Here is a 22,520-nt window from a genome sequence, read left to right as displayed (position 1 = left end):
CCCTTCGCCCCGTTTACGGGGAGAAGGTGGCCGGCAGGCCGGATGAGGGGCCAGCCCAACTGAGAATGCCGCCACCCAACCGAACCACAGGAGACGACCGTGACCGACACGCCTGACAGGCCCGCTCTCCTTACGCGATGGCGCCCGCGCGGTGCGGTGTGGCTCGCCGCCCCCGCCGTGCTGGTGTTGCTCGTCGCCCTCGCGTATCCGCTGGCGATCGTCGTGGTGCGGAGCTTCACCGATCCCGCGCCCGGTCTCGACAACTATGTCTGGTTCTTCCAATCCGCTGTGAACCGCACCGTGCTGCAACGCACCTTCGTCGTCGCCGCCTGGGTCACGCTCGTCTCCCTCATCTGCGCCTATCCCTATGCCTACGCCATGACCATCGTCGGCAAGAATGTGCGGCTTGCGCTCATCCTGTGCGTGCTCGTGCCCTTCTGGCTGAGCGGCGTGGTGCGCACGCTGGCCTGGGTCATCCTGTTGCAGGATTCCGGCGTCATCAATTCCTTCCTGCGCGGCATCGGCCTGCCGCCCGTAAAACTGATCCGCACGCTGCCCGGCGTCATCATCGGCATGACGCAGGTGCTGCTGCCCTTCATGATCCTGCCGATCTATTCCGTGATGAAGGGCATCGACACGCGCCTGTTGCAAGCCGCCCGCAGCCTCGGCGCAAAACCCTGGCGCGCCTTCCTGCAGATCTACGTGCCGCTGTCACTGCCCGGCGTCTATGCCGGCGTCATCATCGTCTTCATCCTGTCGCTCGGCTTCTACATCACCCCTGCCCTTCTCGGCGGCCCGCGCTCGACCATGCTGTCCTCGCTGGTGCAGAACCAGGTGCTGAGCCTGCTCAATTGGGGCCGCGGCGGCGCGATGGGCGTCGTCCTCCTCGTCGCCACCTTCGTGCTTCTCGCCATCGCCGCCCCGCTGATGCGCCAGAAGCACTCCTCGACCCGCAGGGAGGCGTAAACGATGCCGTCCTTCCCCCGCGTCCTCCTCGGCCTGTTCTGCCTGCTCGTTGCGGTACTGCTGCTCGCGCCGACGCTGGTCGTCATCCCCATGTCGTTCAACGGCAACAAGTCGCTCGCCTTCCCGCCGGTCGGCTTCTCCTGGCAATGGTACGACAACTTCTTCCGCAACCCCGACTGGACGACGAGCTTCTCCAATTCGCTGATCATCGCCCTCATCGTCGCGGTGGTGGCGACGGTGGTCGGCACGCTCGCCGCCTTCGGCGTCTCCCGCGCGGCGGCGCGCACCGGCGGGCTGCTACGCGCCCTGCTGATCACGCCGATGGTCGTGCCCGGCGTGGTGCTCGCGATCGGCATCTATGCGGTCTATCTCGATGCCCATCTCGTCGGCACAGTCACCGGTTTCGTGCTGGCGCACACCATGCTCGCCATCCCCTTCGTGCTGATCGCCGTGCAGGCAAGCCTTGAAGTCTTCGACCGCCGCCTTGAAACCGCCGCCGCCAGCCTCGGCGCCGGCCGGCTGACCGTCTTCCGCACCGTCACGCTGCCGCTCATCCTGCCCGGCATCCTCTCCGGCGCGCTCTTCGCCTTCATCACCTCGTTCGACGAGATCATCGTCGCACTGTTCATCACCAGCCCGTACCTGAAAACCCTGCCGGTGCAGATCTACACCTCGATCACCCGCGACGCCGACCCGACCGTTGCCGCCGTCGGCACGCTGCTGTTCCTCGCGACCTCGCTCATCATCATCGCCGGCCTGCTTCTCGGCATGCGCCGCGGAAGGACCTGACCCATGACCGCACCCCAACGCTCGGCCGGCGCCGCGATCGAAATCCGCAAGGCGTCCAAACGTTACGGCGCGTTCACCGCCCTCAACGATATCGACCTCCACATCCGCCCCGGCGAGTTCATGACGCTGCTCGGCCCCTCCGGCTCCGGCAAGACGACGACACTGAACCTCATCGCCGGTTTTACCGACATCAGTTCCGGCACGCTCGAAATCGGCGGCAAGAGCGTAACCGGCCTGCCCTCGCACAAGCGCAATATCGGCGTCGTCTTCCAGCATTACGCGCTCTTCCCGCACATGACGGTCGGCAAAAACGTCGCCTATCCGCTGGCATTGCGCGGCATCCGCGGCGAAGACCGCGAGCGCCGCGTCAAACGCGCCCTCGACATGGTGAAGATGGCCGATTTCGCCCATCGCTACCCCAACGAACTCTCCGGCGGCCAGCAGCAGCGCGTGGCGCTCGCCCGCGCCCTCGTCTTCGATCCGCCGCTCCTCCTGATGGACGAACCGCTCGGCGCGCTCGACAAAAAGCTGCGCGAATGGCTGCAACTCGAAATCAAGCGCATCCACCGCGAACTCGGCACCACCTTCGTCTACGTCACCCACGACCAGGAGGAGGCCCTCGTGCTCTCCGACCGCATCGCCGTGTTCAATGGCGGGCGCATCGAGCAGATCGGCACGGGCCGCGAACTCTACGACAAACCCGCGACCCTCTTCGTCGGCCGCTTCATCGGCGAATCCACCGTGCTGCGCGGCAAGGCGGAAGCCACCGGCGACGGCACGGCCATGACCATCGGCGCCCAGACGATTTTCGCCCATGGCCGCCTTGCCGGCGATTCCCGCCCGGTCATCCTGCTGCGGCCCGAGCGCGTGGTGCTGAAACGCCCCGGCATGGACACTCTCCCCGGCGAAAATCGCCTGTCCGGCACGGTCGCCGAGGCGATCTATCTCGGCTCCGGCTCGAAATACGAGGTGCGGCTGACGGACGGCACGGTCGCCGTGGTGCGCAGTCCGCTCGGCGCGACCGATTTTGCCATTGGCGACACCGTCGACATCGCCTTCACCCCCGCCGACCTCATCCTTCTTCCCGACGACGCCAGCGCCGACGTGACGCTGACCTGAACCCGAAAGCCTCTCCCATGGACGTCAAGACCAACGGTGACATCTCCTTCTGGTATGCCGATATCGGCGGCATACCGCAAAAGCGCCCTCCCCTGCCCGGCGATCGCGAGGCCGATGTCTGCATTATCGGCGCCGGCTATACGGGCCTGTGGACGGCCTACTACCTGAAGAAGGCCGATCCCTCGCTCGACATCGTCGTGCTGGAACGGGAGTTCGCGGGCTTCGGCGCATCCGGACGAAACGGCGGCTGGCTATCCGGCGGCTTCGGATGGTCCCGCGACAAATATCTGAAAACCTCGACGCGCGGCGCGGTCATCGACATGCAGCGCGCCATGGCGGGCACGGTGGACGAAGTGATCCGTGTCACCGAGGCCGAGGGCATCGACGCCGATATCCGCCGTGTCGACAATTTCACCGTCGCCACCAACGCGCCGCAGCTCGCCCGCGCTCGCGAGGAGTACCAGTTCTATCTCGACTGGCAGATGCCTGCCGAGCGCCTGGAAATGCTCTCCGCAGAGGAGGCCGCAAAACGCATCCGCATCGCCAACGTCCAGGGCGGCTTCGTCATCCGCGACACCGCGCGCGTGCAGCCGGCCAAGCTCGTGCGCGGGCTCGCCAATGTCGTCGAAGCCCTCGGCGTTCCGATCTTCGAAGGTACCGCGGTCACCCGCTTCGAGAAGGGCCGGGTCGAAACCGACCGCGGCACGGTACGCGCGGCGAAAATCATCCGCGCCACGGAAGGCTTTTCCGCCGGCTTCCCCGGCGAGGAGCGCACCTGGCTGCCGCTGAACAGCGCCCAGATCGTCACCGAGCCCGTGCCGGAAGCGCTGTGGCGGGAGATCGGCTGGGAAGGCCACGAACTGCTCGGCGATGCGGCGCATGCCTATTGTTACGCCCAGCGCACCCGCGAGGGTCGCATCACCATGGGGGGGCGCGGCGTGCCCTATCGTTTCGGCTCGAAGACCGATGTGAACGGAAAGACGCAGCAGGCGACCATCGACGCCCTGCATGCCATCCTCACGCGCCTGCTGCCGCAGACGAAACCGCTGAAGATCGACCATGCCTGGTGCGGCGTGCTCGGCGTGCCGCGCGACTGGTGCACGACGGCCGGCTTCGACCGCTCGACGGGCATCGGCTGGGCCGGCGGTTATGTCGGTCTCGGCGTCTCCAGCTCCAACCTTGCCGGCCGCACACTCTGCGACCTCGTGCTCAACCGTGAGACGGAGCTGACCGCCCTGCCCTGGGTCAACCGCACCGTGCGCAAGTGGGAGCCGGAACCCTTCCGCTGGCTCGGCGTGCATTCCATGTACCAGCTTTACCGCATCGCCGACGAGCGCGAGTTCGCCGGCCTGCCGCACACGTCGAAACTCGCGGCGCTTGCCGACACCATCACAGGCCATTGAGCCAGAGACAGGACGAACCATGATCAGCTTCGAAAATTTCGGCGACCTCCTCCAACGCGATATCGGCGCCTTCGTCGCAAAACCCACCTCCATCGAGGGCGAGCAGCAGGAGGCAACGCTGCCCCTGTGGACGAGCCCGGACGGCAAGATGGAGACGGGCATCTGGGAATGCACCCCCGGCCGCTTCACCGCCGACCGTAGCGAGATTGCGGAAATCTGCCACATCCTCACCGGCCGCGTATCGCTGCACAATGCTGACGGCACGAGCCGGGAAATCGGGGCGGGTGAAATGTTCGTGCTGCCGCTCGGCTGGCGCGGCGAATGGACGATCCACGAGCGGACCCGCAAGATCTACACGATGGTGGCGAAGGGTGTCTGACGGCGCTATCGCTGAATCTTCACTGTAGTATTCCCATAGTACCCGCTCGCATGCCGGCCTTGCTAAGCTCCTCCCATTGGTTTTGGGAGGAAACAGATGCCAGCTTCGAAAATTCTGATGATCACCGGCGACTTCACCGAGGACTATGAAACCATGGTCCCGTTCCAGACGCTGCTTGCCTGCGGCTACACCGTGCATGCCGTCTGCCCCGGCAAGAATGCCGGCCAGACCGTCGCGACCGCCATCCATGATTTCGAGGGCGACCAGACCTATACCGAAAAACGTGGCCACAATTTCACCCTCAACGCCACCTTCTCCAGCATCCGCGCCGAAGACTACGACGCGCTGGTCATCCCGGGCGGCCGCGCGCCGGAATATCTGCGCCTCAACCCCGAGGTCATCAAGGCGGTGCGGCACTTCTTCGAAGCCGGCAAGCCGGTGGCCGCCATCTGCCACGGTGCCCAGCTTCTCGCAGCCGCCGGCGTCCTCAAGGGCCGGACCTGCTCGGCCTATCCCGCCTGCCGCCCTGAGGTGGAACTTGCCGGCGGCATCTATGCGGATATCGCGATCGACGATGCGGTCTCCGACGGCAATCTCGTCACCGCACCCGCATGGCCGGCACACCCTTCCTGGCTGCGGCAGTTCATGGCTGTGCTGGACGCCGCGTCCCTGCTACAAACAGACGCTGCCTGAGGAGGCGGACAAGGAGGCCGGGATGTGTGAGCTGTTCATCAAGGCGGATGCGAAGCTCTGGGAGAGCACCACGCGCTCGCTGCGGATCGACGGCATGGTGACGAGCGTGCGGCTGGAGAATTTCTTCTGGTCGAAGCTCGAGGAGATCGCACGCCGCGATCGCATGAACGTGACCCAGCTGATCACCAAGCTGCACCATGAATCGATCGATGCCGGCCACGACCTCGGAAACTTCACATCTTTCCTGAGGGTGTGCTGCGCGCGCTATCTCGATCTCCAGCTGACCGGAGACATTCCGGCAGACGTCAACCAACCGATCGCCGGGCTGAACGCCCCGGCGATCCTCCTGCGGGAGCGGGAAAAATATCACTGAGCATGGCGGGGATCGCATTGGCGACGTTTCCGCAATGTGCAGTTTTTGAATCTTTTCCAGGGAAAACCGCACAGGGCGCATGGAGTTTCTTTCGAACCTCTGGACAAAGCCAGTTTTCCTGAACCCGGAACCATCCAAACAAGCGGTGACCACCTGATCCTGCCGTAGCCTTTACCGGCACAAAAGCACCGAACGGTGAACGCAGCGTTCTCGTTCCACACCTTTTCAAGCCTTGCCCGATACCCCATCTTCGCCGGCGACACCCATCCCAACGGACGCACCGGCGTCGAGGCAAACATCCATGAAGAAAATCGGTTTCCTTTCCTTCGGGCACTGGACCCCCTCCCCCCAATCCGAGACCCGCTCGGCCGGCGATACGCTGCTCCAGTCGATCGACCTTGCCGTCGCGGCGGAGGAACTGGGCGCGGACGGTGCCTATTTCCGGGTGCATCATTTCGCCCGGCAACTCGCCTCCCCCTTTCCGCTCCTTGCCGCCGTCGGCGCGAAGACGGGCAGGATCGAGATCGGCACGGCCGTCATCGACATGCGCTACGAAAACCCGCTCTACATGGCGGAGGACGCCGGCGCGGCCGACCTCATCTCCCGTGGGCGCCTGCAGCTCGGCATCAGCCGCGGCTCGCCCGAGCAGGTTATCGACGGCTGGCGTTACTTCGGTTACCAGCCGCAGGAAGGCCAGAGCGACGCCGACATGGGGCGAAGGCATGCCGAAGTGTTTCTGGATGTGCTGAAAGGCGAAGGTTTCGCACAGCCGAACCCGCGGCCGATGTTCCCCAACCCGCCCGGCCTCCTGCGGCTGGAGCCGCATTCGGAAGGCTTGCGCGAGCGCATCTGGTGGGGTGCAAGCTCGAACGCCACCGCCGTCTGGGCGGCGAAGCTCGGCATGAACCTGCAGAGCTCGACGCTGAAGAACGACGAGACGGGCGAGCCGTTCCATGTCCAGCAGGCGGCGCAGATCCGCGCCTATCGCGAGGCATGGAAGGAAGCCGGCCACGGCCGCACACCGCGTGTTTCGGTCAGCCGCAGTATCTTCGCGCTCGTCGACGACCGCGACCGGGCCTATTTCGGCCGCGGCGGCAAGGAGGCGGATTCGATCGGCTTCATCGACGACCAGACGCGGGCGATCTTCGGCCGCTCCTATGCCGACGAGCCGGACAAGCTCATCGGGCAGCTTGCCGCCGACGAGGCGATCCGGGAGGCCGATACACTGCTGCTGACAGTGCCGAACCAGCTGGGCGTCGAGTACAATGCCCATGTCATCGAGGCCATCCTGAAGCACGTAGCACCGGCGCTGGGCTGGCGCTGATTGGCTGAAACGACAAAGGCGCGTCGGATTTTCCGGCGCGCCTCGGTTTCGACGGCAAGCTCCGCCCCACCCGCCTCCGTCATCTGCAGGTCAGGCCCGCCCATGACGGAGGAAAGGTTTGCGTGCCTCATTGGCAAGCGAAAGGCGCACCGGAGCCTCGGTGCGCCTTTGCCCCTTACCAGGTGCGGCTGAGCTTGAAGGTAATGGTACGGCCATCGCCGTAGCCGCAGACCATGGTGGTCTGGCACCCCTTCACATACTCCTTGTCGAAGAGATTGGTGACGTTGAGCGCCGCGCCCCAGCCGTCCTTTTCGTAGCGCAGCGCCGCGTCGGCGAGCACCACGTCCGGCACCTTCTTGGTGTTGGCGTAATCCGCCCAGGATTCGCCCTGGTAGCGCACGCCGCCGCCGACGCTGAGTCCTTCCAGGGCGCCTTCCGGGATAGTGTAGTCGAGCCAGAGCGATGCGGTGACTTCCGGCACCAGATAGGGGCTGTTGCCGATCAGGGTCTGGTCGGCGTGTTCCGTCATTTCCAGCTTCTGGTAGGTGAAGGCCGCCGTCGCCTTCCAGTCGTTGGCGATCTGCGCCTTCGCTTCCAGTTCGATCCCCGTCGAGGTCACTTCGCCGATCTGCGACTGCAGGAAGGTCAACGGGTCGGTGACGGTCCAGTTCTGTTTCACGAGATGGAAGACCGAAGCCGTGAGCATGCCGTCAAAGCCCGTCGGCTCGTACTTGAAGCCGCCTTCGAGCTGATAGCCTTCCTCCGGCTTGATCGGTGCTGTCGCGCTTGCACCGATAACTGGCAGGAAGAACGTCGAAACGCTGGCATAGGGGGTAAAGCCGTTGGCGAATTCGTAGGCGAGGCCTGCACGGCCGCTCGCGGCCTTGTCGTCGGAGGTGTAGCTATAGCCGACCACGGCATCGGATTCGGTACGCACGAAGTCGTAGCGCCCGTTCAGGGTGGCGATGAAGCCGCCGCCGAAGCGGATCTGATCCTGCGCATAGAGGCCGACCTGGCGCTGCGTCAACACCTGATCGAGATAGACGAACTTGTCACCCTGAGCGATACCGTAGAGCGGGTCGAGCACATCGATCGGCGTCGCACCGCCTGCGGCCTGGGTCTGCTCGATCCTGTAGTATTTGAAATCGAGACCGACCGTCAGGTCGTGCTCCAGCCCGCCCGTCTGGAACGTGCCGTTCAGGCGGTTGTCGAGCGCGAAGGTATCCACCTTGGTGTTACCATGGAAGCCGATGCGGGTAAACGTATCCGTGCTGCCATCCGGCTGCTCCAGCCAGCCTGCATCCGTGTCCCGGTTGTAGTAACCGTAAATGTAGGCCATGGTCTCCTCCTTCGAGAGGTGACCGTAGCGACCGTTCTGCGAGAAGGTCCAGCCGTTGTCGAAGGTGTGCTCGAACTCGTGGCCGAGCAGGAATTGCTGGTAACCGCCATCATCGGACGACGGCTCGCCATAGAAACCTTCCGGATCGATCTTGCCGAAGCGCGCCGATTCCACGGTCCCGTAGTAGGGATAGAAGCCGTTGCCGACATGCACCTGGTCCATGGCGCTGTAGAAGGCGTAGACGTTGAGCTTCGTCGCATCATCCGGCTGCCAGGTAACCTGCGGCATGATCCCGCCGCGCAGGTCTTCCGAATAGTCGGTCGTCTGGTCACCGCCCGCAAGCTTGCCCGTAAGGCGGAAATTGACGCCGCTCCCAAGCGGCGTATTGACGTCGAAACCGGCGAAGGCATTGCCGTAATTGTTGACGCCGATCTCGCTGTAGACCAGCTTCTCCTCGAGCGGCCGCTTGCCGACCATATTGACAAGACCGCCGGGATTGGCCGCGCCGTAGAGCACGGAGGCCGGCCCCTTCAGCACTTCCACTCGTTCGAGGAAGAACGGATCAACCTGGAAATTGCCGAACGAATAACTGAAGAGATTGAGGCTATCGAGGAAAAGCCCTGTCTGGCTGGCATCGAAACCGCGAATGTAGATCCAGTCCGTGTCCGGATCGGAGCCGAAGGGTTCGGCGAAGACGCCGGACGTGTAGCGCAGCGCCTCGTCCACCTTGCCGACGACGCCGCGGTCCTCGAGTTCATCCCGGCCGATGACAGAAACGGCCTGGGGGATATCGCGAAGCGCGGTATCGGATTTCGAGCCGGTAGCGGACACCTTGGCGACATAACCCCTGACAGGTCCCGTCGCGGAGGCCTCCCCTTCCCCGCCGGTCCCCTCGACGACTACGGGATTGAGCGTCGTGCTGTCCTGGGCCTCGGCATGGCCCAGTCCGGCGAGCATGGACATTGCAACACCCGCCAAAAGCCTTGCCCGCGGCGCCGGCCCCTTCGATTTCATCATCATCTGCGCATACCCCACTCACCCGTTCGCCAGCCAGAACGGTCTTCCAACAATAAGGTGAGTGCTTAACTCAGTTTTAACGATCGGGCTTGTCGCATTCCGCGAAAATTGTACGTTCTTGGGCAATTTTCCACGGAGCGAACAATCGCCCGACCGCGCAAGCTCAGGTCAGCTGCACTTTCTGCCAATGGGCCGGGGTCGTGCCGAAATTCTTGCGGAAAACCCGGGTGAAATGCGCCTGGTCGGCAAATCCGGTCTCGGCGGCGATCTCCGTCAGAGGCTGATCACCTTGCAAAAGCAATTGCTTGGCCCGGCGCAGCCGCGCGTTCACCTGCCATTGATGGGGCGCAATGCCGGTCGATGCCTTGAAGGCATGGCTGAAATGGGATTGCGACAGGCCGATCAGGCTGGCGAGTTCCTCCAGCCGGATGTTGCGCAAGCAGTTTTCTTCAATGAAGTCGGTCGCGCGACGAAGTTGCCAGCCCGCCAGTTTGCCGCGCTTACGGCCCGGCATCTTACCCAGCTTCATGACATCGATGATCAGCGCCAGCGCCAGGCCGTCGCCATAGAGGTCATGCAGCGGCAGCGGATTGATACATTCGGCAGCGATGAGCTGCGCCAGCGAAAACAGGCGGTCATCGGAGAAGAACAGCTTCGGGGTGGCGAGCCGCTCCGGATCGAGATCCTCCGCCAGGCGCCGGCCAACCGTTTCCACATCGAAATGCAGGTCGAGATGGCGCAGGAACTGGTGATCGGCGAGATCCGCCCAGAGTTCAAAATTCGCGGGGATGTAGGCAATCGGGCAATGCCGCCAGTCCTCGACGGATTCGCTCCCCCCAGGCGCAAGGCGAATGCGAGAATCGCCCGGCCCCTGCTTGTCGAGCAGGATGAAAAGCCGCGGGTCCCGGCCGACATAATAGCCGCCTGCATGGGCCGCGCATTCGACATCCCAGACATCAGCGACGATGCCGTTCCAGTGACGACGGTTGAGACCGCCGACGACGGAAAAGCCCTCGATCCTGTTCTGCATGCGCGGCTGGAACGTCATCTTCCCCTGCTGATATTCCTTCTATTTTTCCTCAAGTTTTTTAACCCGGTTTCTGCCGCAATGCAATATCGCTAAAATGCGAGGAGGAGCGGCTCGTCGCCACTCCTCCCCTCCCCCGCAGGTTTTCCTGTTTCAGTCTTCTTCTTGGAAAACCTCTTCACGCTTCTTCTTGACCGAAGGCAGGAAGACGATGATGAGAACCGCCAGCGCCAGTGCCAGCAGGATTGCGCTGATAGGACGTGTGACGAAGGTCGTCGGGTCGCCGCGCGACAGGATCATGGCGCGGCGCAGGTTCTCCTCCAGCAAAGGCCCAAGCACGAAGCCGAGCAGCAGCGGCGCCGGCTCGCAGCGCAACTTGACCAGCAGATACCCGCCAAGGCCGAACAGCGCGACCGCATAGAGGTCGTAGACGTTCGAGTTGACGCTGTAGACCCCGATCGAGCAGAACGCCATGATGATCGGGAAGAGCACATAGTAGGGCACCGTCAGCAGCTTCACCCAGAGGCCGATCAGCGGCAGGTTCAGCACGACAAGCATCAGGTTGCCGATCCACATCGAGGCGATGATGCCCCAGAACAGCGTCGGCTGCTCGGTCGCGACATTCGGCCCCGGCACGATGCCCTGGATGATCATCGCCCCGACCATCAGCGCCATGACGGGATTGGCGGGGATGCCGAGCGTCAACAGCGGGATGAACGAGGTTTGGGCACCCGCATTGTTGGCCGATTCCGGTCCGGCGACACCTGCAACCGCGCCGTGGCCGAACTCTTCAGGATGATCCGATACACGTTTTTCCACCGTGTAGGACGCGAAGGCCGCGAGGATCGCCCCTCCCCCCGGCAGGATGCCGAGCGCCGAGCCGATGGCCGTGCCGCGCAGCACCGGACCGACCATGCGCCGGAAGTCGTCCTTCGTCGGCCAGAGCCCGGACACCTTGGCCATGATGAGGCTGCGTGTCTTCTCCCCCTCGAGGTTGCGCAGGATCTCGGCAATGCCGAAGACGCCGACCGCAACGGCAACGAAGTTGAGCCCGTCGGCATATTCGCGAATGCCGAGGGTGAAGCGCGGCGTGCCGGTATAGATGTCCGTACCGACGAGGCCGAGCAGCAAGCCCAGCGCCACCATGGCCAGTGCCTTGACGATCGAGCCGTGGGCCAGCGCGATGGACGAAACCAGACCGACGACCATCAGAGAGAAATACTCGGCAGCGCCGAATTCGAGTGCGATGGCCGTCAGGGGAATGGCAAAGATCGCGACGAGGAAGGTGGAGACCGTGCCGGCGAAGAACGAGCCGAGCGCAGCGATGGAGAGCGCCGCTCCTGCCCTGCCCTTGCGGGCCATCTGATAACCGTCGATGGCGGTCACGGCGGATGAAGACTCGCCCGGCATGTTGATCAGGATCGCCGTGGTCGAGCCACCATATTGCGCGCCGTAGTAGATGCCGGCGAGCATGATCAGCGAAGAGACCGGCTCCAGCTTGAAGGTGATCGGCAGGAGCATGGCGATGGTCGCCGTCGCGCCGATACCGGGCAGAACGCCGATCAGCGTTCCGAGCAGCACGCCGATCAGGCAGAAGGCGAGGTTTTCCGGCGAGGCCGCGGTGGAAAAGCCGAGCGCGAGATTGCTGACAAGATCCATGCGCGCCTCCTAAAGCCGGGTCCAGGGGCCGAAGCGTTCGAACGGCAACCCGAGGGCGTAGCTGAACACCAGGACGGAAAAGAGCGTGATCGCCCCTGCAAGCACCAGCGCCATCAGCGGCTTCATGCGGGTCGAGGCGAAGGCGGCGATGAGCGCGGCGAAGAACAGCGACGGCACGAAGCCGAGCCCGCGCACGGTGAGCCCGAAGAAAACGGGCGCCGGCAGAATGAACAACATGCCGCGCAGCGCCAGCGGGGCCATGGGCTCGCCCTGCACCCGTGTCGCCTGCACCAGCACGACGACGCCGAGCAGCGTCAGGATCGCGGCGAGGATCAACGGGAAGTAACCCGGCCCCATGCGGAAAGCCGTGCCGAGCTCAAGGTTGAGGCATTGATAGATAAAGAAGCCGCCAAGCGCGATAAAGGTCAGGCCGCAGATCGCATTGGTACCGTCGAACTGTAATTGTTTCATGGGATCCCCTCTTCCAGCGGCCGGGACGGGCCGCGCAGGCGGTCAGGGCTCGTGGCGACATCGACTGCCGCTGCGAGCCGCTCCGTGCACCGCCGTGTCGTTTCCGTCATCTCGGCGGAAACGACACGCCACGGCAGCGGTTGACCTCAGTCAGCGTACTGGCCGGCCGCTTCGATGACGGGCTTCCAGCGCGCGATCTCGCCTTCGAGTTTTGCCTTCAGGGCAGCCGGCGTTGCGTCTGCCTCTGCCGACGGCGCCGTGCCGAGTTCGGCAAAGCGGGCAACGACGTTGGGGTCCTTCAGCGCGGCCTGCAGCGACTTGGACAGGCGTTCCGTCACGTCGGCCGGCGTACCCTTGGGCGCATAGACGCCGTGCCAGATGCCGACCTGGAAGCCGGAGAGACCGGCTTCTTCCGCCGTCGGGACATCCGGCAGATTGCCGAGCCGGGCAGGGGAGGTCACCGCATAGGCCTTGATCGTGCCGCCCTGGATCTGCTTCGTCGTGTTGGTCGTCTGGTCGCACATCACGTCGACCTGGCCGCCGAGCAGATCCGTCATCGCCGGGCCGGTGCCCTTGTAGGGAACGGTAACGAACTGCGTCTGCATGGCGCTCATCAGCAGCATGCCGCACAGATGCGAGGCCGCGCCGATGCCGGCATTGGCCACGGTCACCGTGTCCTTGTTCGCCTTCATGTAGTCGATCAGGCCCTTGAGGTCCGTCGGCTCGAGATCCTTGCGGGCGACGATCGTCATCGGCACATCGGTGACGAGGCCGACATATTCGAAGGCGTTCAAAGTGTCATAGGCGAGCTTGCGATAGAGCGTCGCGCTGGTCGCCATGCCGATATGGTGGAGCAGCAGCGTGTAACCGTCCGGGTCTGCGCTGGCCACACGGCCCGCACCCAGCGTGCCGCCGGCGCCGCCGACATTCTCGACCACGATCTGCTGGCCAAGATCCTTTGACATCGCTTCGGCGACGAGGCGGGTGACCGTATCGGTCGGACCGCCCGCGGAGAAGGGCACCACCATGGTGATGGTCCGTTCCGGATAGGTCTGGCCGAGTGCCGACGTGGCGAGCAGCGATACGGCGAGTGCGGCCGAGACGCCGAACAGGGCTTTCAATGTCTTCATCAAATCCTCCCGATGAAATGCCCAGCCGACGTGGCTCCTCCCGCGCCGGTTCTGGATGATCTAGAAGGGCCTCCGGGATGGCGAGTCGGCAAGCGGCGAGGGAATTTTACGGGCGAGTTTACCGCCGTAAACTTGGCACGATGGGTGGAGATGGGAACAAACCTGCACACGAGTGGGTGGAAATCCACCCACCAACGCCTCAAATGTCGTCCTGAAGCAGCCCAGACGGGAAATTTTTATCGAGCCCGTACTTCTGCATCTTCTCGTAAAGCGTCTTGCGGGAGACCCCGAGCTGCTCGTAAACAGGCTTCAGACTGCCGCCATGGGCAGCCAGTGCCGAGGCGATCAGACCGCGCTCATAGGCGGCGACCCTGTCGACAAGGCGCTGCGGTGCGGACACCGGCGAGGCCTCGTCCGGCGCAGTATCGAGCCCCAGCACGAACCTGTCCGCGAAATTGCGCAGCTCCCGCACGTTGCCCGGCCAGCTCCGGCCGGCAATGTCCGCCGTCAACTGCGGGGGAACGTCAATGTCGCTGCGGCCGTATCGCGCCGCGGCCTCGCGCACAAGCTGGAGGAAGAGCAGGGGAATATCCGCCCGGCGCTGCGCGAGCGAGGGCACATGCAGCGTCGCGACATTGAGCCGATAGAGGAGATCGGCCCGGAACCGTCCGGCCGCCACCTCCGCCGCCAGATCCACCTTGCTGGTCGCAATGAAGCGCACGTCGAGCGGCACGGGCTCGTTCGAGCCGAGGCGGGTGATGACCCGCTCTTGCAGAACGCGCAGGAACTTTGCCTGCAGGTCGAAGGGCATGGAGCCGATCTCGTCCAGCAGGATGGTGCCGCCACGGCCGTGTTCGAATTTGCCGAAGCGCGACCGCAGGGCGCCGGGAAAGGCTCCCGCCTCGTGGCCGAAGAGCTCGCTCTCGATGAGGTTTTCCGGCAGGGCCGCGCAGTTGATGGCGATGAAGGGGCGGTTTGCGCGGGCGCTGATATCGTGCAGCGCGCGTGCCACCACTTCCTTGCCGGCCCCGGTCTCGCCGATCACCAGTGTATCGGCATCCGTCGCGCCGATCGCCCTCAACCTGTACCGAAGGTCCACCATGATCTGCGTTCGACCCGGCAGCCGGGCTTCGATGTCGTCCCGCTTGCCGGCGACGGCGCGCAGGCGGCGGTTCTCCAGCACCAGGCTGCGGCGGTCCATCGCACGGCGGATGATGCCGGCGAGATGCTGCGCCGTGAACGGCTTTTCCAGGAAGTCATAGACGCCGGCCCGCATGGCGCTGACGGCAAGTTGCACATCCGCATGCCCGGTCACCAGGATAACCGGAACTTCCGGATCCACCTCGCGAATGCGCTGCAACAGCGTCATGCCGTCCATGCCGGGCATGCGGATATCGCTGACGACAACCCCGTCGAAGGCGTAACCGACGAGTTCCAGCACCGGCTCCGCACTGGCAAAGGTATCCACCGTCAGGTCGAACAGTTCGAGGGCCTGCGCCGAGGAGCGGCGCATCTCTTCTTCGTCGTCGATCAGCAGAATGCGCGGTCCGCTCATTCCGCCGCCTCCTGCGCAGGGGTTGCTACATCAAGCGTAATACGGAAAACAGCGCCTCCGTCGGGATGGCTCACAGCGGAGAGACTTCCACCGAAGTCCTTGATAATATTATAAGAAATGGAGAGACCCAAGCCAAGTCCCTTGCCGACGCCCTTGGTCGTGAAGAAGGGATCGAAGATACGATCGGCAATTGCAGCCGGTACGCCCGGTCCGTGATCGCGCACTTCGATGACGACATGATCGTCTTCGCGATGCGCGGAAAGCCGGATCAGCCGGTCATCCAGTCCCTCGACCGCATCGGCCGCATTGCTGATGATGTTGACAAGCACCTGCTGGAGGCGGACCGGCCCGGCGCGCACGACGAATGCCTGCTCATCAAGTGCGACCTCCAGCTTCGCATCCGCCGCCTTCAGCCGCGGGGTGACGATCTCCACCGTATCGGCGATGACATCGGGGAGAGGAACGGCTCCCAGTTTCTCGTTCGGCTTGCGGGCAAAGTTGCGTAAGTGACGGCTTATCGAGGCCATGCGGTCGACGAGGGCGGAGATGCGGCGGACATTATCTTGCGCTTCAGGCACACGGCCCCGATCGATCAGCAGCGCCGCGCTGTCCGCATAGGTTTTCGCCGCGGCAAGCGGCTGGTTGAGTTCATGGGAGAGGGCGGCTGACATCTGGCCGAGACCGGCAAGCTTGCCGGCCTGGATGAGATCGGCCTGAGTCTTGCGCAGTTCCTGCTCGGTCAGCCGTCGTTCGGCGACTTCGAGTTCGATCTGTTCGTTGACGCGGGCGAGATCGGCAGTGCGCTCCTCGACGCGCCGTTCCAGCTCGTTGCGCGCCTCCTCCTGGAGCCGGAGCCGCTCCACGACCCGGGCGCGACGTTGCCAGAGCACGGCAAGTCCAAGGCCCGCAAGGCAGATGAACAGCAGAATGGCGATGAGGGCGGTCCGGGCCTGCGTGCGCACCGAGGCTGTGTCGAGCAGCACATTCACGGTCCAGTCCGCCTCCGGCATGTATTGCGAGAGCTGCAGATATTCCCGCGTCGAGCCTTCACCGGCGATCCGCATCAAATGTTGACCGTAGTAAACACTTTCGGTGACGGGCAGGGGTTTCAATGCCGCTTCGGCGTAGCGCCGGGAAGCCTGGGTACGGGCGAGGCGAGGGGCGTCCAACGGCAGAATGCCGTTGTAGAGCCACTTTTCGTTCCCCGTCATGAAGATGATGCCTTCGGGATCTGCGACGAAGATTTCGTATTCGCCACCGCGCCAGGAAGCCTCAATGGTGTCAATGTCCACCTTAAAGACGATAACACCGAGGATAGTACCGCCGACTTCCACCGGCGAGGAGAAATAGTACCCCCGTCTCAGCGATGTCGTACCAAGCGCATAGAACCGTGCCTGCCGACCCGCGATCGCCTCCTGAAAGTAGGGACGGTAGTCGAAATTCTGGCCGACGAAGGTTCCGGGTGCCTCATAATTGCTGGCCGCGATCGTGTTGCCGTCCGGCGTCATCACATAAATGTCCGAGGATTCCAGAAGGCTGTTGATCTCCTTGAGGTATTGACTTGCGGTCCGGCGCAGCTCCGGGTCCGCTGGCGCCTGGAGCAGCGCTTCGATGTCGTCGTGATCAGCGATCAGCGCGGGCAGGGGCTCGTACCGGCTGAGGTGCCCGCCAAGCGCCGCAACCGCAAGGCGAAGCGTCGTGCCGGCCTGCAAGGAGGCTTCGCCCATGTAGCTGCGGGTCAACAGCGCGCCGCCTTGCAGGATGGTGAGCACCACGACGATCGGCAGGATCACGAATGCCAGGGCATGACGCAATTTCACGGAACGACTGCTCCTCTCCGCTTCCTCCCGGCCAAGCGGCCGCAGCTTATCCTAATGAGCCGGGTCGATCTTTCCTAGAGGGGAGGGGAGGGGAGGGGAGGGGAGGGACGCTAGTCCGGCAAGCGGGCTTCACCAAGGTCGATGTTCAAGAAGCCGGCGATCGCATCCGCGACAATGGCGTGGTCTATGCGCTGTGGCACGCCCGAAACCGTAACGGCTCCCACGCAGCCGAGATCCGCTACGAAGAGCGGGACGCTGCCGCCGTGCACTGCGAAGTCGGCATGCGGGAGATTATGCGCTTCCATTTGGTCCCGGCCGGAAAGCGCCAGCCTCCGCCCCACGAGATAGGAGGAGTGCCAGAGCCGCAGCACCGTGTTTCGCTTGCGTCGGATCCACTCGACATTGTCGGTCGATGTTCCGGGGAGGGCGCAATGAAACAACGGCCGATCACGCAGGGAGATATCGATCGCCACACCCGCGCCACGGGCGAGCGCCGTCTCGCGAACCCGATTGCCGAGCGCCCAGGCATCGTCCGGGCTGAACCGGCTGAACCGGAGAAGGCGCTCCTGTTCCTCCAGCCGGCGAATGTCGTCCGCAATCATCTCGGTCATTGTCGTCCCCCTCTCGTGATCTTGATCCGATCCTTACCGGGACTTCGCATGCGGGGGAAGACACCGCGCTCTTGACGGAGATCAAGGCCGCGGTGCAGGAAGTGCCTAGGGTGGAGCCGTACAGATCCTCCCCACCCGTGGAACACTCATGCCGGACAGCTTTTTCATCGTCGCCATTCTCGCGCTGCTGCTCACGCCTGGACCGACCAACACCCTTCTGACGGTCGGCGCCGCAGCGCGCGGATTCCGCTCGAGCCTCCCGCTGCTGATCGGGGAGCTTGCAGGCTATCTTGTCGTCGTCGTGCCACTGGCAACGATTGCCGCGTCTCTGCTGGAAGGGCGCCCGGCGCTTGCCGTCACCCTTCGGCTCGTGGCTGCCTTGTGGGTGCTTTTTCTGGCCATTCGGCTTTGGCGCGTCTCGTCCAGCGAGATGACCCCGGACAGTGCCTCTACCGTAACCATTGGTCAGGTCTTCCTGACAACCGTCCTCAACCCGAAAGCACCGATTGTCGGTCTCGTCATCATGCCGCACGGCCCGCTTTCGCAGATCGCCCCGGCGATAGGGTTGTTCAGCCTGCTGGTTGCGGGCGCCGGCACGAGTTTTCTCGTTCTAGGCAGCCTGATTGGTCGCGCGCCGGTTCTGTCGCCGCAACTTGTCTACCGCGTTGCAGCCGTCTGCCTCGGCGTGTTTTCGCTCGGGCTGGCGGGAACCGCTTCCGGGCTTATTTGAGATCAGGCCTCATCGGCCTGATGCAGGCGCATGAGTTCCTGCTGCACCTCGTCCTGAAAGGCGAAGACGGCGGCCCGTGCCTGGTTTTCGTTCGATCCAAGCTTCTGCAGCTCGGCCGCAAGTTCACGGCACACCTTCACCCAGTATAGCCGCGCTTCATCGCCATGCAGGCCACCCAGTTCCCCCGCACAGCGGCGGACATGGGCCGTGCGGCGTTCGGCGGGAAAAGGGACGACCGGTCCATTCTCGTTGGCAACAGAGCGGCGGTGCGGCTGGATCGCGGCATATGGGGGCATTGATTCGGGCTTCCTTGTCTTCCCCCCATGATTAGGGAATCCATGGTTAATGCCCGGTTTCCAAAGTGAATTTCGTGTACCGCCCTGGCACCGTCACCCCACCTGCCGTACTGGCTTCTCGTTTGCCCGCGTCAGCGCCATCAGCATCGGCCCGAGCGAAAACTCCCCGCGTTCCGCCCGCCGAGTGAGGTCACGCAAGTAGCCGCCCGCCGAGTTGATGTGCCCGGCACGTTCAAGAATGCAGGCAATGACCGTCGCTGCGTTCTCCGGCCCGAGGATCGCACAGGCGTTCTCATAGGCCGAGGCGCTGACCGCCAGCATTGAGCGCACCACCACCGCCGCGGTCATCAGATCGCGCCAGCTCGATATCGCTCCACCCGGACCGAAGGCGACGATTTCCGGGCACGCCTGCAGCACAAGACCCAGCGGATAGGGCTTGAGCGCATCCGAAACATTCGCCGGCTGTGGATGAACTCCTTTCGCCGTCGTCGGGACATCGACAGGCCACTGCGAATAGCGTCCGCTCGTTTTTTCATCGTCATTGCCGTGCTGCACAGCCACCCGCTCCTGTTCTCTCTCGGCATCGCCGCTCTGCTTCGGTTCGAAGCGAGGTTCAAAATCAGAGGATGAGTCGGGTTTTGAATTCTGTTTGTGCCGCTCAGTTTGGCCGGCATTGCCCGCCGATTTTTTCAAAATAACCTGCCGTTCCAGGTGGTTGATGATTTCCGCTCGCAACGCTTCCAGCGCGGCGAGGGCCGGCGTCAGGATTTCCGGTGTCGGTACGCGTGGCAGGGCAAGCACAAGCACTCGAAAATCGGCTTCGTAACGCATCCAGTCCCCCGTAAGCCCGTCTTCCAGCGCGGTCCCGATCAGCTTGGCAATATCCCGGCGCACGAGCGTCACACGCTCCCGCAGCCGCTGCAGCAACAGGCGCTCGGCAACCACCTCGGCGGCAAGCTGTTCGATTTCCTCGGCCCGGGCAAGCAGCGGGGCCAGTGAAAAGCCGAAGGCTTCACCGATCGCGCCCTGCTGGTCGCGTCGCACATAGCGCTTGCCGTTCGGACTGTCGCGCCGGGTGAGAAGGCCACTTTCCACCAGCGCCGCGAGATGCCGGCGCAGCGTCGTCTCCGCCATACCGTGCGTGCGCAGCGAAAGCTGAGCGTTCGAGGGGAACACCACCAGCCCGTCGCTTCCGGCAAGATCAGTCTTCGGATAGAAGCTCATCAACGCATTCAGCACCGAAAGCGCCCGGTCGCTGATGCCCAGCTTCGGCCGCGCTTCACAGAGCCAGCGATACAGCTTCCACTTGTCCACGCTCGCATCCGGCGGGACTGATTTTGCGATCGCCTGGCTTGCGAGCATGCCAAGCGTCATCGCCCGCCGCCCGAAGGGCGTCGTTATGCCGTCCGTCTCCATGTCTCTTCACCTTTTCAACAGGCAAAAGAAACCCCATCACCGGAACCGGCGCCAAAAAGGCTTGACTGTGATTCGGGGAAGTGCGACTCTCAGGCTGCTAAACGATGAGAAGGGCTTCCACGACGGTAACGTTGAGGGGGCCTTTTTCTTTTGCGGATCAATCTCCTGATTTATCTGCATTTTCCGTCCGGAACGCCTCGTAGAGGCGGTCCAGGTTCTGGGTAATGTAAGCGCCAAAGGCCACGGCATCCGCGGATTTCAGCGCAATCGTGTACTGGCGACCGGTGGTCTTGATGCTGGCGCGCACCGGGCCATCCTTGCGGACCCACTCGGCCGGTGCCGGCTTTGCGACAGCCTCTGGGGTGTCCTTGCGGGCAAGGTGGCTGCTGACGAGATTGAAACGGTCCTCGGGTGCACGGGCTTTCACCCGGTCGCGGGCCAGGAATTCCATCGCCCTGTCCTCGTTGGCGGGCTCGTCGAAGCGGGTGGCCAGCTCGTGCCAGCGGTCTCGCCCGATGGCGAGCGCCGGGCCGATGCCGGTCCGCACCGTCTTGGGAATGCGGTTCACCACCGAGAGCATCTTGGACACGGTCGTCTTGTCGGCACTCAGCGCCGCCATGATCGTTTCGCGGTCGAAGCCACGCGCCTCCAGCTCCCCGGCAAAGGTTGCCCTTTCGAGGAAGGAAAGGTCAGCGCGCGCACTGTTTTCCTGGCCCTGCGCGATAACGTGGTCCCGGTCGGTCAACGCCCTGACGACAGCGCGAACGGGCCGCCCGAGCAGGCGCGCAGCCTTGGCGCGGCGATGGCCGAAGGCGATCTGGTAGATACCGTCCTTGGCTGGATGCGGACGAACGAGGATCGGCGAGTCTTGCCCTCGCACGCGCATAGCCTCAACGAGGTCACGGAACTGCTCGTCCGAATGGGCAAGGCGGTCGGAAACGAAGGATTCTTCGATCTGATCGGGCTCAAGCTCGATGACGACCTCGCCGGCCGTCAACTTCGCTTCGATCTCTTTTGCCGCATCCGCCTTGGCGGCCAGCGCGTCGATACTGCGCGTAACAGCGCCAAGCGCGCCGATGCCCTTGTAGGTCACATGCTGGCGCGGCTCGTCGTTGCCGGGGGTTACCGGCGCCACTTGCTCCGTCGTCGTCGGGGACATCAGGTTGGAAAGAACGTTCTTGCGCGCCATGGTCAGCGCCCCCATGCTTTGTGGATCAGTTCAACGATTTCCGCGTTGACCGCCTCCATGGATTCGAGCGCCCGGTCATAGGTGGCACGTGTGAACTGACTCCGGTCAACTTCGTAAAGCGTCTGGTTGGTCAGCGCTGCATCGGCAATGGCAACGCTTCGCACCATCGGATTGGTCAGGACATGCTGCTTGAACAGCGAGCGCATGAAGGCGACCATCTGGGTCTGCGGCCCGTCGGCCGGGTCGTAGCGGGTGACGAGATACCGCAGCCAGTCGAGGTTCATGTTGCCACCCGCGCTCTTCAGCGTGTTCAGCACTTCCCCCAGCATCTGCAGGAACTGGCACATGGACATGACGTCGAGCATCTGCGGATGCACCGTGATCAGCACCGCCGTCGCGCCGCAGATCGCGCTCATCGTTAGGAAGCCGAGCTGCGGCGGGCAGTCGATCACCACCACGTCATAGTCGTCGGCTACGGACGACAGAGCCTCATCGAGCCGTGCGAAGAAGATCCGGCCATAATCGCTCCGGTCGCCCTGCGCGAGAACCCGCGGCGTGTCGTGCTCGAACTCCATGAGTTCGAGATTGCCCGGCACGATGTCGAGGCCCGGGAAGTTCGTCTTGCGGATGATTTCCTTCAGCGGCCGCCGCTGGTCGTCATAGCGGATGGCCCCGTAAAGCGTCTCGTTCTCGTTGACGTCGAACTCCGGCTGGAAGCCGTGCACCGCCGAAAGGCTGGCCTGCGGGTCGAGATCCACCGCCAGCACCCGGTGCCCGGTCAGCGCGAGGTGTTGGGCGAGGTGGGCCGTCGTCGTCGTCTTGCCGGAGCCGCCCTTGAAGTTGACGACCGCGATGACCTGAAGGTGCTCGCCGCCGCGCCGGCGCGGCACGTAGCGTTGACCGGCGCGGCCGTTCTGCTCCAGATACTCGCGCATCTCCTGCAATTGCTCGGCCGAATAGGACCGGCGGCCGGAAGGCGTGACCTGCGGCAGCGGCCCCTTGGATTCCAGCGAAAGATTGCGCAGGTAGCCGCTGGTGACGCCCAGGAAATGTGCGGCCTCGCTCAGCTGGAACTGGCGCAGGTTCTTCTGTGCGACGGGAGGGAACATCTCCAGCCGGTGCTGCTTCAGTTTGTCTGACAGTTCGTGCGCCTGTCCGATGATCAGTTGATCGACCTCGGAAATTGCCCGTCCGAACGTTGCGGCCATATTCAT

General features: G+C 63.8%; 21 protein-coding genes. 9 read left to right on the top strand and 12 right to left on the bottom strand.

What is annotated here, in order from left to right; genetic code table 11:
- The first annotated feature begins 99 nt into the window (after positions 1 to 99).
- The 8 genes from K0P03_RS26570 to K0P03_RS26535 all read left to right on the top strand — a co-directional run bounded on the left by K0P03_RS26570 (position 100) and on the right by K0P03_RS26535 (position 7,046).
- Positions 100 to 966: an ABC transporter permease gene (locus tag K0P03_RS26570; RefSeq protein ID WP_272791124.1), complete on the top strand. Its 867-nt coding sequence runs from the start codon at positions 100 to 102 to the stop codon at positions 964 to 966.
- A 3-nt stretch (positions 967 to 969) separates the two neighbouring features.
- Positions 970 to 1,755, top strand: a complete 786-nt coding sequence (locus K0P03_RS26565) for an ABC transporter permease (RefSeq protein WP_272791123.1) — start codon at positions 970 to 972, stop codon at positions 1,753 to 1,755.
- A gap of 3 nt (positions 1,756 to 1,758) precedes the next feature.
- Positions 1,759 to 2,874, top strand: coding sequence for an ABC transporter ATP-binding protein (locus tag K0P03_RS26560; protein ID WP_272791122.1), 1,116 nt, complete (start codon positions 1,759 to 1,761; stop codon positions 2,872 to 2,874).
- A 17-nt stretch (positions 2,875 to 2,891) separates the two neighbouring features.
- Entirely contained in the window at positions 2,892 to 4,277 is a 1,386-nt protein-coding gene (locus K0P03_RS26555) for an NAD(P)/FAD-dependent oxidoreductase (RefSeq protein WP_130514313.1), read from the top strand.
- A gap of 19 nt (positions 4,278 to 4,296) precedes the next feature.
- Positions 4,297 to 4,656: a cupin domain-containing protein gene (locus K0P03_RS26550; protein WP_023513895.1), complete on the top strand. Its 360-nt coding sequence runs from the start codon at positions 4,297 to 4,299 to the stop codon at positions 4,654 to 4,656.
- A 96-nt stretch (positions 4,657 to 4,752) separates the two neighbouring features.
- Positions 4,753 to 5,349: a DJ-1/PfpI family protein gene (locus K0P03_RS26545; protein ID WP_050744698.1), complete on the top strand. Its 597-nt coding sequence runs from the start codon at positions 4,753 to 4,755 to the stop codon at positions 5,347 to 5,349.
- A gap of 22 nt (positions 5,350 to 5,371) precedes the next feature.
- Positions 5,372 to 5,722, top strand: coding sequence for a ribbon-helix-helix domain-containing protein (locus K0P03_RS26540; protein WP_023513893.1), 351 nt, complete (start codon positions 5,372 to 5,374; stop codon positions 5,720 to 5,722).
- A 301-nt stretch (positions 5,723 to 6,023) separates the two neighbouring features.
- The gene (locus tag K0P03_RS26535; RefSeq protein ID WP_272791121.1) at positions 6,024 to 7,046 is read left to right on the top strand and encodes an LLM class flavin-dependent oxidoreductase; all 1,023 of its coding nucleotides are present in this window, start codon (positions 6,024 to 6,026) and stop codon (positions 7,044 to 7,046) included.
- 175 nt (positions 7,047 to 7,221) lie between these two features.
- On the opposite strand, the gene K0P03_RS26530 is transcribed toward K0P03_RS26535, so the two are convergent.
- From K0P03_RS26530 to K0P03_RS26495, 8 genes are all read right to left on the bottom strand, one after another.
- Complete coding sequence (locus tag K0P03_RS26530) at positions 7,222 to 9,405, bottom strand: TonB-dependent siderophore receptor (protein WP_272791120.1); 2,184 nt, start codon at positions 9,403 to 9,405, stop codon at positions 7,222 to 7,224.
- Positions 9,406 to 9,565: 160 nt separating this feature from the next.
- Positions 9,566 to 10,450, bottom strand: a complete 885-nt coding sequence (locus tag K0P03_RS26525; RefSeq protein WP_050744696.1) for a helix-turn-helix transcriptional regulator — start codon at positions 10,448 to 10,450, stop codon at positions 9,566 to 9,568.
- 132 nt (positions 10,451 to 10,582) lie between these two features.
- Positions 10,583 to 12,088 carry a tripartite tricarboxylate transporter permease gene (locus tag K0P03_RS26520; protein WP_050744695.1) on the bottom strand — a complete coding sequence of 502 codons (1,506 nt, stop codon included), beginning with the start codon at positions 12,086 to 12,088 and terminating at the stop codon, positions 10,583 to 10,585.
- A 9-nt stretch (positions 12,089 to 12,097) separates the two neighbouring features.
- On the bottom strand, positions 12,098 to 12,559 hold the full coding sequence (locus tag K0P03_RS26515) for a tripartite tricarboxylate transporter TctB family protein (RefSeq protein ID WP_023513888.1): 462 nt from the start codon (positions 12,557 to 12,559) through the stop codon (positions 12,098 to 12,100).
- Positions 12,560 to 12,705: 146 nt separating this feature from the next.
- Complete coding sequence (locus tag K0P03_RS26510) at positions 12,706 to 13,689, bottom strand: tripartite tricarboxylate transporter substrate-binding protein (protein ID WP_050744693.1); 984 nt, start codon at positions 13,687 to 13,689, stop codon at positions 12,706 to 12,708.
- Positions 13,690 to 13,888: 199 nt separating this feature from the next.
- Complete coding sequence (locus K0P03_RS26505) at positions 13,889 to 15,244, bottom strand: sigma-54-dependent transcriptional regulator (protein WP_272791119.1); 1,356 nt, start codon at positions 15,242 to 15,244, stop codon at positions 13,889 to 13,891.
- Positions 15,241 to 17,064 (bottom strand): sensor histidine kinase, encoded by a 1,824-nt coding sequence (locus K0P03_RS26500; protein ID WP_371260105.1) that lies wholly within the window; start codon positions 17,062 to 17,064, stop codon positions 15,241 to 15,243. Before K0P03_RS26500 ends, K0P03_RS26505 begins: the two co-directional genes overlap by 4 nt.
- Positions 17,065 to 17,174: 110 nt before the next feature.
- Positions 17,175 to 17,675, bottom strand: coding sequence for a heme-degrading domain-containing protein (locus tag K0P03_RS26495; RefSeq protein ID WP_023514390.1), 501 nt, complete (start codon positions 17,673 to 17,675; stop codon positions 17,175 to 17,177).
- 148 nt (positions 17,676 to 17,823) lie between these two features.
- Here K0P03_RS26495 and K0P03_RS26490 point away from each other — a divergent pair, with 148 nt between their 5' ends.
- Complete coding sequence (locus K0P03_RS26490; protein ID WP_272791118.1) at positions 17,824 to 18,405, top strand: LysE family translocator; 582 nt, start codon at positions 17,824 to 17,826, stop codon at positions 18,403 to 18,405.
- Between the two features lie 2 nt (positions 18,406 to 18,407).
- Here the strand turns inward: K0P03_RS26490 and K0P03_RS26485 are convergent, their stop codons facing one another.
- The 4 genes from K0P03_RS26485 to repA form a co-directional block, all read right to left on the bottom strand.
- Entirely contained in the window at positions 18,408 to 18,701 is a 294-nt protein-coding gene (locus K0P03_RS26485) for a DUF6074 family protein (protein WP_272791117.1), read from the bottom strand.
- A gap of 93 nt (positions 18,702 to 18,794) precedes the next feature.
- Positions 18,795 to 20,117: a plasmid replication protein RepC gene (gene repC / locus K0P03_RS26480; protein WP_272791116.1), complete on the bottom strand. Its 1,323-nt coding sequence runs from the start codon at positions 20,115 to 20,117 to the stop codon at positions 18,795 to 18,797.
- Between the two features lie 157 nt (positions 20,118 to 20,274).
- Positions 20,275 to 21,306: a plasmid partitioning protein RepB gene (gene repB, locus K0P03_RS26475; RefSeq protein WP_272791115.1), complete on the bottom strand. Its 1,032-nt coding sequence runs from the start codon at positions 21,304 to 21,306 to the stop codon at positions 20,275 to 20,277.
- 2 nt (positions 21,307 to 21,308) lie between these two features.
- A complete protein-coding gene (gene repA / locus K0P03_RS26470) occupies positions 21,309 to 22,520 on the bottom strand; it encodes a plasmid partitioning protein RepA (protein ID WP_024271204.1) in 1,212 nt (403 codons plus the stop codon).

It is taken from the genome of Shinella sp. HY16 (genome assembly GCF_028534175.1).
Lineage (GTDB): Bacteria > Pseudomonadota > Alphaproteobacteria > Rhizobiales > Rhizobiaceae > Shinella.
This window is presented reverse-complemented; position numbering and strand designations above follow the sequence as displayed.